Origin of the sequence: Salinimonas profundi, from assembly GCF_014750655.1 — a bacterium.
Taxonomy (GTDB): Bacteria; Pseudomonadota; Gammaproteobacteria; order Enterobacterales; family Alteromonadaceae; genus Alteromonas; species Alteromonas profundi_A.
Genome location: NZ_JABBXD010000002.1, coordinates 346,495 through 359,535, shown reverse-complemented (window position 1 = coordinate 359,535; position 13,041 = coordinate 346,495). Strand labels below are relative to the sequence as shown.

Here is a 13,041-nt window from a genome sequence, read left to right as displayed (position 1 = left end):
GCGTGTGTAGCTCAGCTGGATAGAGTACCTGGCTACGAACCAGGCGGTCGGAGGTTCGAATCCTTCCACACGCGCCACTTAACAATTTGTCGTCTTATGAAGTCTCATAAGTTTACGTTTTACGCGTGTGTAGCTCAGCTGGATAGAGTACCTGGCTACGAACCAGGCGGTCGGAGGTTCGAATCCTTCCACACGCGCCATATCGAAAGCCCACCAATCGGTGGGCTTTTTTGTTTGTGTCGAATTTACACTTCCTTTCACGATGCTGGTTATTGCGAAGGCTGGCTGAATATTGCCGTTCTTACCAGTTCGCCGTTCAAGCCTTCCTGCAATACAGCTTCATTTGGGACACTTGGAGCCTTTCCAATCTCATTGCGGTGAACAGCTCAGCAAGAGATTCCGTAGTCATTCTCACATCGTTAAGTATCTGAATTTGCGCACTTGAAAGTGCATTGGCTAAAACGTAGCCGTTTTCATGCTATTGATATCAGTGATACCCACTATAGATGTTGGACATTACTTTATCCCGTAGCGAGTAATGCCTTGCAAGCCCTGACATATTGCTGCAATTAGAAACACGATAGCGAATATAGGCGACATAATCATGTATTTTGAATAAGTGCCCATTTGTTATTTTTGTATATTCATGATACTTAATTCTCACGCTCACAAATCGGGAAAGCAATGAACTCTGAAATAGCAGGACAGTTGAACGAAGCGGGCACCCTGATGCTGGTAGGCATGGGATTCGTATTTGCGTTTCTGGCACTCTTGATTGGCGGAATCAAGCTGATCGAAATCACGTGCCGGCGTTTCCCCGGCGCCCCGGAACCCGTGGCTTCGGCATCAGGCAAGAAAAAAGTAGAACAACAATCATCAGAAGGCGTGGCACCGCAAACTATCGCTGCCATCAGCGCAGCTATTCATCAACATCGACAGACTAAAACAAAACAGCAGGAGCATGCATGAGTAAACCATTAGCGTTAACAGAGCTCGTTTTACGAGATGCCCACCAGTCACTGCTGGCAACAAGAATGCGTTTGGATGATATGTTGCCTATCGCTGAAGAGCTGGACAATGCTGGCTTTTGGTCTGTGGAATCGTGGGGTGGCGCCACATTCGATGCTTGCATCCGTTATCTTGGCGAAGATCCCTGGGAACGTATCCGGGCGCTGAAAAAAGCCATGCCCAAAACACGTCAGCAGATGCTTTTACGCGGCCAAAATCTGTTGGGATATCGCCATTATGCCGACGATGTTGTGAAAAAGTTTGTTGAACGCGCTCATGAAAATGGGGTGGATGTTTTCAGAATTTTTGATGCGATGAACGACGTGCGTAATCTGGAAACGGCCGTTAAATCTGCGATTGATTGTGGTGCACATGCACAGGGCACTATTGCTTATACAGTGAGCCCGGTCCACACCCTGGATACCTGGTTGAAAATGGCAAAAGATCTGCAAGATATGGGCGTTGACTCTATCTGTATTAAAGATATGGCCGGGCTGCTAAATCCCTATGAGTGTGAGAAGCTGATTAAAGGTCTTAAAGAAACGGTCAATGTGCCTATTGCAATGCAATGTCATGCGACGACCGGGCTTTCTACCGCCACTTATCAAAAAGCCATCGATGCCGGAATCGATATGCTGGATACCGCTATCTCTTCAATGAGCATGACCTACGGCCATACCGCAACAGAGTCAATTGTTTCGGCGGTAGAGGGGACAGAGCGTGACACTGGCCTGTCATTGCCTGAACTGGAAAATATCGCCAGTTACTTTCGTGAGGTCAGGAAAAAATACTCACGTTTCGAAGGTAGCCTGAAGGGGGTGGATGCGCGAATTTTACTCGCGCAGGTGCCTGGCGGTATGCTGACCAATATGGAAAATCAGCTTAAGGAGCAGGGCGCCCAAGACAAGTTTGACGAGGTGTTAAAGGAAATTCCCAGAGTCAGAGAAGATCTCGGATTCATTCCTCTGGTTACGCCCACTTCTCAAATTGTCGGCACGCAGTCTGTACTCAATGTTCTTACCGGCGAGCGATACAAAAGTATTACCAAAGAAACCGCCGGGGTATTGCGTGGGGAATACGGCGCCACCGCCGCGCCGGTCAACGAGGAACTACAGCAACGTGTACTGGATGGTGATGAGCCGGTGATCTGCCGTCCTGCTGATAACCTGAAACCGGAAATGGAAAGCCTGACCAGCGAGTTGGAGGAGCTTTCTAATGCTAAGTCTTTCACGCTTGCCGATGCAAAGGTGGATGATGTGCTGACTTACGCGCTGTTCCCGCAGATAGGGCTTAAATTTTTGCAAAACCGGGGAAATCCGGATGCCTTCGAACCAGCGCCCTCCACAGAGAGTGATGAGCAGCAAAATGCGACATCATCTTCCGCTGACACTGCCGGGCGTGCGCCAGATCAAGATAGCTCTGCCAGCTATGATGTTTCTGTAGATGGTAAGGTTTATCACGTTGAAGTGGCCGCATCCGGTGAACTGACCGATGTTCAGCCGGCCAAAGCCAAACAGGCCGCACCAGAGAAAGACACAGCAGAGGCCAGCGCCAGCGGACAGACCATCGAGTCGCCGTTATCCGGGAATGTGTTCAAAGTGCTGGTTTCTGAAGGCGATGAAATTGCAGACGGCGATGTGGTAATGATTCTGGAAGCAATGAAGATGGAGACGGAAATTCGCAGCGCGTTTGACGGGACAGTGAGCCGGGTGCTGGCGAAAGAAGGCGACGCAGTTTCCAGTGGTCAACCATTAATTGAGCTGTAGGTACCATGGAAAAATTCAGTATTTTATGGGACAGCACAGCGCTGGCCCATTTTCATTATCAGCAGTTAATCATGATGGGCGTCGGACTTTTATTGCTGTATCTGGCAATTGTGAAAAAGTTCGAGCCGCTTCTGTTAATTCCAATCGGGTTTGGCGCACTGCTGACAAACATACCGCTGGCTGGCTTTTCTGAGCCGGGCGGATTGCTTTACTACATTTATGAAGTAGGCATAGAGACCGGAGTGTTTCCGCTGCTTATCTTTATGGGCGTGGGGGCAATGACAGACTTTGGTGCGCTTATCGCCAATCCCCGTATGTTATTACTGGGTGCCGCGGCGCAGTTCGGAATATTTGCCACACTGTTCGGGGCCATAGCATTAAACCTGATTCCCGGGTTTGAATTTAGTCTTAAAGATGCAAGCGCCATTGCCATTATCGGTGGTGCCGATGGGCCTACCGCGATATTTCTTGCCTCACGGCTGTCGCCGGATTTACTGGGGGCCATAGCGGTAGCAGCGTATTCTTACATGGCACTGGTTCCTATTATCCAGCCGCCGATCATGAAGGCGCTTACTACAAAAGAAGAGCGGCAGATAAAGATGGCACAACTCAGACCGGTGTCCCAGCGAGAGAAGATTATTTTTCCTCTGGCAGTGCTGATTCTGACCATTCTGTTTTTGCCTTCGGCTACGCCATTGGTAGGTATGTTTTGTTTCGGTAATCTGATGAAAGAGTGCGGTGTTGTTGAGCGGTTGAGTAAAACAACGCAGAACGAACTCATCAACACAACCACCATCTTTTTGGGCCTCGCGGTGGGCTCAAAGCTTTCAGCTGACAAGTTCCTTACGGTAGAGACATTGGGGATTCTTGGGCTGGGAGCGGTGGCATTTGCTATTGGTACTGCCACCGGTGTGCTCATGGCTAAGCTGATGAGCCGACTATCAGGTGGCACTATCAATCCGCTGATAGGCGCAGCAGGTGTATCTGCCGTGCCTATGGCTGCGCGTGTGGTAAACAAAGTAGGACTTCAGGCAAATCCGCATAACTTTTTGCTGATGCATGCCATGGGGCCCAATGTCGCCGGTGTATTAGGATCTGCGGTAGCAGCGGGGGTATTGCTCGCGCTGGTCGGTTAGGTAATTTTTTGCTGCGGTACTAGCGATTGATACGCCAGAATCAGCTTTTTCGTCATACTATGCTGAGGCCATCTGAAGATGGTCTCGGTTTTTCCTGACTCAACGATCCGACCATTCTTCATGACAATCACCTTATCCGCAATGTGCCTGACGACACCTAAATTGTGGGTAATAAAGATAAACGATAGTCCCAGCTCTCTTTGTAATGTCAGGATCTGATTAACCGTTTGTGAGCGAATGGAGGGATCCAGCGCAGCGAACGGCTCGTCAGCGACTAAAATTTTCGGTTGCAGTACCAGAGCTCGAGCCAGCGCCACACGTTGTTGCTGACCATCAGAGAGCATGTGCCGGTAAAAATAAACATGGTCGCGCAGCAAACCGACCTTAATGAGTGTTTCTTCAATTCTGGCGCGACGTTCTTTTTCAGTCATTCGTGTGTTCAGACGCAAAGGTTCATCCAAAATCATTCCCACAGTGATGCCAGGATTCATTGCCTCTGTGCTGTGCTGGAAGATCATGCGAATATCATTACTGGCATTGTATGAGCGCGTAGAGCGTCGTTTGGCGGCGTTGTATCTCACGCTACTAAGGGATATTTCTCCTTCGTCTGCCGCCACAGCGCCAACCAGCATCTTCGCCAGTAACGACTTCCCTGCCCGGTTCTCACCGATGATGGCGATCGTCTCGCCCTTGTTGACAGTCAGATCGATGGGGCCCAGCTGGAAGACTTCCGGTTTTTTCAGCCAGCGCTTGTTCTGATCATGCCGGAATACCAGTTTGCTGACATGCATTAGCTGGTTCATAGTTTTTCCATATGCAGCGGGAAGTGACAACTGTACGTATGGTCGTGGATACGACGTACTGCCGGCGTAATAACACAGTCACGCTGTGCACGCGGGCACCTCGGGCCAAGACGACAGCCGATAGGAACATGCTTTAGTGAAGGAATGGTACCATCCAGTGTCGGAAGCAGGCTTTTAGGCGGCAAATCGTTCTGAAAGCTGGGTGCGCTGTCTAACAGCGCTTTGGTATAAGGGTGCAGTGGCCGCTTTCTGAGCATTTTCATTCTGCCGGATTCTACCGTCTGACCACAATAGAGCACGGTCATAGAATGACACATGCTGGAGATTGCCAGCAAATCGTGGCTGATAAACAAAATGGACAAGGACTTTGTCTGATTCAGCCGTGTGAGCAGCTTTAACACCTGGGTTTTGGTGGTGGTTTCCATACCCCGGGTCGGATCATCGGCAATCAGTAATTTTGGCTGAGAAATCAGTGCCATCGCCAGCATAAACTTCTGGCTGATATCTGTCGGTATTTGGTGAGGGTAGGCACTCAGATAGTGTCTGTGATGTTTAATGCCCACCTTGTGAACCGTTGATATCGCTGATTTGCGTCTGGACTGACGCCGTTGCCAGAACCACTTTCCCTCTACCAGTTCATCAGGAATACTTTCCTCCAGCTGCTCACCCAGCGTAGCGGACGGATCAAGAGCACTGCCGGGGTTCTGAAAGACCACCGCGATATCCCGGCGCATAAGCTGGCGACGTTCTTCGGTCGGCATACTTAACAGACTTTTGCCCTTCCAGCTCATACGATCCGCGGTCAGATGAAACTTCTGGGGGAGTGCGCCGGAGATGGCCGACACGATAAGGCTTTTTCCTGAACCAGACTCTCCTACCAACGCCCGGATTTCGCCACTATTAATAGTCAGATTCACCTTATCCAGCGCTTTTACCCGGGTACCGGCGGTTTCAATTTCCAGTGTCAGGTTTTTGATATCGAGCATTGGCATTAGTGACTGACCCTTTTTCTGAGTGCTGAACGTAAGCCATCGCCAACAATATTGATGGCCAGCACCATCAGAAATATTGACAACCCGGGTAACCCAACGTTCCATGGTGCCAGATAGGCGACATCCAATCCGTCCGCCAGTATAGCACCGAGCTCCGGAAGGGGCGGCTGTGCGCCAAGATTCAAAAAGCCTAGCGCTGAAACATCAATAACCGCAATAGATAGTGCCAGCGAACCCTGAACCACGAGCATCTCAATCATGTTTGGCAAAATAGAGTGTCTGAATAATTGCCATGCATTAGCCCCATCAAGTTTCGACGCCAGTACGTATTCTTTTTTCATTTCACTGCGCACGAAAGAGCGGGTGTAATGGATAAACTGTGGGATCAGTGCCAGTGTGATGGCCCACATACTGTTGACCAGACCGGTGCCTAAAATGGCGACGATAATAATGGCAATTAACAGCGTTGGGATGGCCATCAACGCATCCAACAAATGGTTCATGACACTGGAACGGACACCGCTCATCATGCCAGCGAACGTCCCGATAGATACGCCAATCAGCATGGCAATAATCACCAGTAAAATGCTGCTGCCAAAGGTCACCCTGCAGCCATAAATGATTCGCGAGAAGACGTCGCGACCCAGCGCATCTGTGCCAAACAAATGCGCGATGGTACCGTTGGTTTCCCAGCTTGGCGGTATAAGCAGCGAATCAATATTTTGCTCAACCGGGTTGAATGGGGCTATCAATGGCGCGAAGAGGGCAAATATCAAAAAGATAGCAAGCACAAATAGCCCCAGCACAGCGATGTGGCTGGAGGTAAACTCCCGCCAGGTACGCTGCAGCGGAGACGGGTGATACTCTTCTTCGTAGAGACTAAACTGTGGCACGTTCGTATTTGTCCCTGCTTGGATCGATTAAACGGTTAAACAAATCAATCGTGATTGTCAGCATAATAACAACGGTTGCAACCGCGAGCATACCAACCCGCAATGCCGGGTAGTCACGCTGGTAAATAGCCTGAATCAGCCAACTGCCAATGCCCGGCCAGGAAAACAGTGTTTCTACAATCATTGCATTGGTGATTAGCGACGTAATCTGAATAGCCAGTAATGGCAATACCGGTAATAGCGCATTTCTTAAAATATGCCGCGAAAAGGTTTGCCAGCGGGACAGCCCTCTGGACCGTGCCGCAGTAATATAGGGGCGGTTAAGTACATCAATAACAGAGCGCCGTGTCATTCGTATCATCGACGCTGTTGAAATAACGCTTAAGGCAAGCGTGGGTAACAATAAATGATGAAAGGCATCCCTGAGTGCCAGGCTGGTATCAATATTGTCAGCCAGCAGAATATCAATAAGTATAAACCCTGTCTTGTCCGGCACATCAAACAGCAGACTTATCCGGCCTGATAACGGTGCAATATTCAATTCAAGACTGAACAGCAGAATAAACAACAGCGCCAACCAGAACACCGGAAAAGAATAGCCGACCATTGATACTGAGTTGATTGAGTAATCGGCCGCCGTATAGCTTTTCAGGCCCGCATAACAACCCACCGGCAAACCAATTACAATGGCGATGAACATCGCATAGAAAGCCAGTTCGATGGTGGCAGGCAGTGCCAGGCCAATCTCTTCTTTTAATGACAACCCGGAAACAAAGCTGTAGCCCCAGTTGCCCTGCAGCATTTCAGATAAGTAATGAACAAACTGAAAAAAGTAAGCCTCATCCAGCCGGTGCTTTTGAATGAGCAATTCGCGATGGGCGTCATTTTGAGGAATAATGCCGGTGAGGTTGGTCAGGACATCACCGGGAAACAGGTAGGCCAGGGCAAATGAAAATATCGCCAGTACCAGCAGTGTTAAGGAAAAAAGTATACCGAAGCGACCTAAAATTCTCATGGCAGTTCTTTGGTTACCCCGCCGAATCGAATACTTCCGTAAGGGTTAATCTGCATGCCCTTGAGCTCTTTACGATAAGCCTGATAACGAAACGCGTGCGCGATGGGCACGATGGGTAATTCTTTATTTAAAAGTGCGTTAACCTGCATGTAAATCGCCTTTCGTTTAGCCAGATCCTCGGTTTCCAGTGCCTGATTCAGCAGTTCATCATAGCGTTCGTTACACCACATTGCCCGGTTTGTACCCGATGGAATCGCGCCACAACTCAAAAGAGGCCGATAAAAGTTATCCGGGTCACCGTTATCTGCAGACCAGCCTATTAATACAGAGTCATGGAGTCCTTCGCGCAGATGGCGGCGGAAAGTTGTCCAGTCATAGGTAACAATATTGACGTTGATGCCTACATCACTTAAGTAACGCTGGATGAGCTCAGCCATCTTAGCCGCGTTAGGGTTGTACGCACGCTCGATAGGCATAGCCCAGATAGTCATGGTAAAGCCTGGCTCTATGCCCGCTTTATCAAGCAGACGTTTTGCCAGAACCGGGTTGTACGCGGTATCTTCTGCGTCATTCTGATACGCCCAGCTGGCCACAGGCAGCAGACTTTTGGCTCTGGAGGCACTGTCAAAATACACCGCTTCAAGCAGCGTATTTTTGTCGATAGCGTGCGCCAGCGCCTGGCGAAAATCGGGATTATCAAATGGCGGGCGCTGCGTGTTGAAAGCCCAGAAACCGACATTCAGACCAGGCTTTTCGGAAAGTTCCAGATCCGGACGATTGCGGATAATATCCAGCTCAGTCTGCGCCGGAAATGCAATCGCATCGCATTCGCCCGTCATTAGCTTAGCCAGACGCAATGAGCTTTTGGGCGTAATATCATAGATAAGCCGGTCGGTTGATTTCTTATTCTGCCAAAAGGATTCGTGGGCCCGGTACCGGATATAATGGTCTTTTCGGTAGCTTTCGAACTTGTAAGGGCCGGTGCCGATGGGATAATGGTCTATACGCTCAGGCTCTCCCCGGTTGATCAGCGTATCTGCATACTCTTTAGAAAGTATAACGGAAAAGTCAGTCGCCAGATTTGCCAGAAATGAGCTGTCACGTTCTTTCAGCAGGATCTCCACCCGGTAGCCGTTGATTCGGTTCACGGTTTCGATGTTTTCAGCAATACCCAAACTTTCGAAGTATGGGTAGCGACCACCGGATATTTCATGGAACGGATGATCAGGCTGCCGCCAGCGATTAATACTGAAAAGCACATCGTCTGCATTAAACGTTCGGCTGGGCGTAAAATAGGCCGTGCTGTGAAAGGCGACGTCCTTTCGAAGCTGGAATGTGTAAGTAAGGCCATCGTCAGAGACCCGCCAGCTGCTGGCAAGACTGGGCACAATACGGCCGGTTTCGGCGTCAAAATCTAAAAGGCGGTCATAAACCTGATGTGCAGTGGCATCAGAAGTGGTTGCTGAGGTGTCCAGTTGCGGATTGAAATTGACAGGCGCACTTTCAGAACAATATAAAATACCGGATTGGTAGAATTTGTCCGTATCTTTTTTACTGCATGCACTGACAGCGGCCAGGGCGAACAGGCAGAGCAGGATCGTGGCGGTGCGCGTCATGGTTATGATCACTAAGCTTCAAGGCTTTCTTGAGAAGAGTCTAACAGATTGTATTTCTTTAGATAACCTCGCAGTTGATGATAGGTAAGACTTAGCTTTTCAGCCGTTTTCTTTTGATTGAACTGACTATCGGCTAAAGCCTGCTTAATCATTTCGATTTCATATTCAGATGAACGTTCTTTCAGATCGATCGGATAGTCAGGCTCACTGGGTAATGTGACGGCGGCAGCTGGTGGCTGCGGGGCGGGTTGCGCCTGCTCTGTCGCATGCTCTGGTGGTGCCGAATTTGAAACACCGGCCGGGGCGCTGATGCGATCCTGGGTTTTTACCCTGCCTTTAGGACGGTAGGCGGAAGCAAAAGGATCTAACACGATTTCGTGAACCGGCAGATGAGGGTTGTTACACCTGTACACTGCGCGTTCAACCACGTTTTTAAGCTCACGAATGTTGCCTGGCCAGTCATAGTCCAGCAGCGTGCGGCGCGCCTTTTCAGTAAACCCGCTGAATAACTCCATTTCCATTTCCCGCGCCATATTAATAGCAAAGTGTTCTGCCAGCATGAGAATGTCTTCAGGACGCTCTCTTAAGGGAGGAATTGTGATAACGTCAAATGCCAGACGGTCAAGCAAATCGGCTCTGAATTCGCCGGCTTCGGCCAGCGAGGGAAGGTCTTCATTGGTTGCGGCGACCAGGCGCACATCAGTTTTTACTGTTTTACTACCGCCGACACGTTCGAACTCACCATATTCAATTACCCGCAACAGCTTTTCCTGCACCAGCCCGGAGGTATTAGCTAACTCATCCAGAAACAGTGTGCCGTTATGCGCGATTTCAAAGCGTCCTTCACGTCGTTTTGCAGCACCGGTGAATGCGCCAGCCTCGTATCCGAACAGTTCGCTCTCAAGCAGGTTCTCATTAAGGGCGGCACAATTCAGTTTTACATAGTTTTGGTCCCAGCGCTGCGATAAAAAATGCAGACGAGCAGCGACAAGTTCTTTACCTGTGCCTCGTTCACCAATAATTAAAACCGGTTTGTTCAGCGGTGCAATTTGCGAAATCTGCTCTAAGACTTCCAGAAAGCTGTTAGCCTGACCTAACAAATTATCTTGCTGGCGAAATCTACTCATCTATTCCCTCAAAAGTTAGTCATTTCGACCAATAACTAGTGTAAATTAAAAGTTGAGTGGATACGAATTTATTTTAATATGAAAAAACTTCATTTTTTCATGGGCTTATGTAGCATTGCGAAGTGGCAAGCAAATTGAATAGTACTTATCAGCATGTGCCACAGTGCACGTTTTTTAACTTGAGTCTGAGGTATTGAATATGGGTATCTTCACGCGTTTCACCGATATAGTGAACTCAAACATTAATGCACTACTGGATAAGGCAGAAGATCCTGAAAAAATGGTTCGCCTGATCATCCAGGAAATGGAAGACACACTGGTAGAAGTACGTTCAGCTTCTGCTAAAACACTGGCGAGTAAAAAAGAAATTACCGCTCAGATCAGTAAGTATAAAAGCGATGCCGCCGACTGGGAAGCAAAAGCTGAGTTGGCGTTAAGTAAGGATCGCGATGACTTAGCCCGTGCGGCATTGCAGGAAAAGAAAAAGTCAGCCGAAGCTGCGGATGCGCTGAACAAGGAATTAAGTGTTGTTGATGAACAAATCAGCAAGCTTCAGGAAGAGATCGGACAGCTGCAGGAAAAGCTGGCGGATGCCAAAGCGCGTCAGAAAACGATTATCATGCGTCAGAAAACAGCCAGCTCTCGGTTGGAAGTTAAACGCACCCTTGATAGCAGTAAGGTCGATGCAGCAATGGGACGCTTTGAGCAGTATGAACGTAAGATCGATGACCTGGAGTCTCAGGTAGACGCTTACGATCTTGGCAAGAAAACATTGAATGATGAATTTGCTGAACTTGAAGCTGATGATAAAATTGATGAAGAATTAGCCAAATTAAAGGCTAAAATGAATAATAAAGATAAGCCGGCTGAGTAAAGCCGACTGCCGGAGTCTGATACCGAGCTCACAGGTATCAGGCTGGCAGGATTAGTGAGCAACAACTTTTAGTCGGAGGTAATTATAATGGATGAAGCTATCCTCGGGTTGCTCGTGGCACCAATTATTTTATTTATCATTTTCATCGCGCCTATCTGGCTGATTCTTCACTATCGCAGTAAGCGTCGTATCAATCAGGGGTTGAGTCAGGAAGAGCACGCATCACTGCATGAATTGGCCGAAAAGGCAGAAGCGATGTCAGACCGGGTCAAAACACTGGAAGCAATTCTGGATAGTGAGGCCCCTGAGTGGAGAAACCGCGCATGAGAATGAACAGACAGTTGTATCGAGACACTGAAAATGCGCGTATAGCGGGTGTTTGTGCCGGTATCGCCAACTATTTCGGACTGGAGCGCTGGTTAGTCAGAATTCTGGTGGTGACTGCATTCTTTCTTTTAGCTGGTCCATTTATGTTCGTTGGTTACATCGTATGTTGGTTTATTCTGGAGAAAAAACCGCTTGATCAAGTGCACGCTGATAACACCGCTCACATCTTTGATCAGAATACGGGCAAAGGATGGCGTAACAGTAACAACACGAAAAAAGACATTGATGAGCAGTTCGAAGTTAAGAGCAAGGTATGGCAGGCGGGTGTCTCTCCCAAGCGCGCGTTAAGTAACATTGCGCAGCGGTTCGATGAAAGTGAAAAGCGGCTGCGTCATATGGAAAAATATGTGACATCGCGCGAATTTCAGCTTAATCGTGAGATTAACCGGTTATAGATTAATCTGATAATAGAAGAAAGGCAGGGTGACCCCTGCCTTTTTTGTTTGTCCTGAATTACGTGAGAATAGCGTCGGCCGCGCTCTGTCATTGAGATGTAAATAAAGTGTTACGCTTCATGCGCTTTTCATCATCGGTTCAAATCTTCTTACTTACCAATTTTTCGATAGACTTGAGGTCAATTTATTAATTGCACTAAACAGGGGTCCTATTATGTCAAAAGATACGCAGTACAAATCTAAAGTATCTGATAGCAACGGCATCATTCACTGGACAGATGAAGAGAACCAGGTGTGGTCTGAGCTTTTCAACCGACAAATTGACCTGATTCAAAACCGCGCGTGTGACCAGTATCACGAAGGTCTGGATCTTCTTGGTCTGAGTAGCGATAGTATCCCTCAGTTACCCGAGCTGAATAAAAAGCTTAAAAAGGCCACCGGCTGGCAGACTGCTGAGGTTCCGGCATTAATCAACTTTTCTGAATTTTTCAGGCTACTGGCCAACAAACAATTTCCTGTCGCTACGTTCATTCGCACCCGTGAAGAGTTTGACTATTTACAGGAGCCGGATATTTTTCACGAGGTATTCGGTCACTGCCCGCTTCTGACAAATCCGGCGTTCGCGCAGTTTACCCATACCTATGGCAAGCTGGGACTAAACGCCAGTAAAGAAGACAGGGTTTATCTGGCACGTCTGTATTGGTTTACCGTTGAATTTGGTCTGGTAAATACCGCAGAAGGGCTTCGTATTTACGGTGGTGGAATATTGTCATCGCCGGGCGAAACTGTGTATGCGCTGGAAAGTGATACGCCGGTTCGTAAGCCGCTTGATCCGATTGATGCCTTACGAACCCCGTATCGTATCGACATTATGCAACCGCTTTACTACATTCTTGAACAGTTTGATGACTTATTCACACTGTCAGAGATGGATCTGATGGCGCTGGTTGCAAAGGCTAAAGAGCTGGGGCTTTTTGAGCCATTATTTCCGCCAAAGGAGAAGAAGGCAAGCGGACAAAACTAGGCGCC

Annotated in this window: 13 protein-coding genes and 2 tRNA genes; 9 read left to right on the top strand and 6 right to left on the bottom strand. The window is 48.5% G+C overall.

The genetic code is table 11. The annotated features are described in order from the left end of the window. From HHX48_RS06035 to HHX48_RS06015, 5 genes are all read left to right on the top strand, one after another. Positions 1-77 (top strand) — tRNA-Arg (locus tag HHX48_RS06035). Between the two features lie 46 nt (positions 78-123). After that, a tRNA-Arg gene (locus tag HHX48_RS06030) sits at positions 124-200 on the top strand. A 484-nt stretch (positions 201-684) separates the two neighbouring features. Further along, complete coding sequence (locus HHX48_RS06025; protein WP_191023199.1) at positions 685-969, top strand: OadG family protein; 285 nt, start codon at positions 685-687, stop codon at positions 967-969. Further along, positions 966-2,774, top strand: a complete 1,809-nt coding sequence (oadA, locus tag HHX48_RS06020; protein ID WP_191023197.1) for a sodium-extruding oxaloacetate decarboxylase subunit alpha — start codon at positions 966-968, stop codon at positions 2,772-2,774. The genes HHX48_RS06025 and oadA overlap by 4 nt, the downstream gene beginning before the upstream one ends. A gap of 5 nt (positions 2,775-2,779) precedes the next feature. Next, complete coding sequence (locus HHX48_RS06015; RefSeq protein WP_191023195.1) at positions 2,780-3,910, top strand: sodium ion-translocating decarboxylase subunit beta; 1,131 nt, start codon at positions 2,780-2,782, stop codon at positions 3,908-3,910. Here HHX48_RS06015 and HHX48_RS06010 read toward each other — a convergent pair. Genes HHX48_RS06010 through pspF form a run of 6 tightly spaced genes read right to left on the bottom strand, consistent with a single transcriptional unit; the run spans position 3,907 to position 10,356 of the window. Then, on the bottom strand, positions 3,907-4,713 hold the full coding sequence (locus HHX48_RS06010) for an ATP-binding cassette domain-containing protein (RefSeq protein WP_191023193.1): 807 nt from the start codon (positions 4,711-4,713) through the stop codon (positions 3,907-3,909). The two genes, HHX48_RS06015 and HHX48_RS06010, sit on opposite strands and share 4 nt — an antisense overlap. Then, entirely contained in the window at positions 4,710-5,705 is a 996-nt protein-coding gene (locus tag HHX48_RS06005; RefSeq protein ID WP_191023191.1) for an oligopeptide/dipeptide ABC transporter ATP-binding protein, read from the bottom strand. The genes HHX48_RS06010 and HHX48_RS06005 overlap by 4 nt, the downstream gene beginning before the upstream one ends. Continuing rightward, complete coding sequence (locus HHX48_RS06000) at positions 5,705-6,598, bottom strand: ABC transporter permease subunit (protein WP_191023189.1); 894 nt, start codon at positions 6,596-6,598, stop codon at positions 5,705-5,707. The genes HHX48_RS06005 and HHX48_RS06000 overlap by 1 nt, the downstream gene beginning before the upstream one ends. Then, positions 6,585-7,613 (bottom strand): ABC transporter permease, encoded by a 1,029-nt coding sequence (locus HHX48_RS05995; RefSeq protein WP_191023187.1) that lies wholly within the window; start codon positions 7,611-7,613, stop codon positions 6,585-6,587. The genes HHX48_RS06000 and HHX48_RS05995 overlap by 14 nt, the downstream gene beginning before the upstream one ends. Then, the gene (sapA, locus tag HHX48_RS05990) at positions 7,610-9,229 is read right to left on the bottom strand and encodes an ABC transporter substrate-binding protein SapA (protein ID WP_191023185.1); all 1,620 of its coding nucleotides are present in this window, start codon (positions 9,227-9,229) and stop codon (positions 7,610-7,612) included. The genes HHX48_RS05995 and sapA overlap by 4 nt, the downstream gene beginning before the upstream one ends. 11 nt (positions 9,230-9,240) lie before the next feature. Further along, complete coding sequence (gene pspF / locus HHX48_RS05985) at positions 9,241-10,356, bottom strand: phage shock protein operon transcriptional activator (protein ID WP_191023183.1); 1,116 nt, start codon at positions 10,354-10,356, stop codon at positions 9,241-9,243. 199 nt (positions 10,357-10,555) lie between these two features. Here pspF and pspA point away from each other — a divergent pair, with 199 nt between their 5' ends. From pspA to phhA, 4 genes are all read left to right on the top strand, one after another. Beyond that, entirely contained in the window at positions 10,556-11,230 is a 675-nt protein-coding gene (gene pspA, locus HHX48_RS05980; protein WP_191023181.1) for a phage shock protein PspA, read from the top strand. A gap of 87 nt (positions 11,231-11,317) precedes the next feature. After that, positions 11,318-11,557 (top strand): envelope stress response membrane protein PspB, encoded by a 240-nt coding sequence (gene pspB, locus HHX48_RS05975; protein WP_191023179.1) that lies wholly within the window; start codon positions 11,318-11,320, stop codon positions 11,555-11,557. Next, positions 11,554-12,012: an envelope stress response membrane protein PspC gene (pspC, locus tag HHX48_RS05970; RefSeq protein ID WP_191023177.1), complete on the top strand. Its 459-nt coding sequence runs from the start codon at positions 11,554-11,556 to the stop codon at positions 12,010-12,012. The genes pspB and pspC overlap by 4 nt, the downstream gene beginning before the upstream one ends. Positions 12,013-12,226: 214 nt before the next feature. Then, the gene (phhA, locus tag HHX48_RS05965; protein WP_191023175.1) at positions 12,227-13,036 is read left to right on the top strand and encodes a phenylalanine 4-monooxygenase; all 810 of its coding nucleotides are present in this window, start codon (positions 12,227-12,229) and stop codon (positions 13,034-13,036) included. Positions 13,037-13,041: the final 5 nt, after the last annotated feature.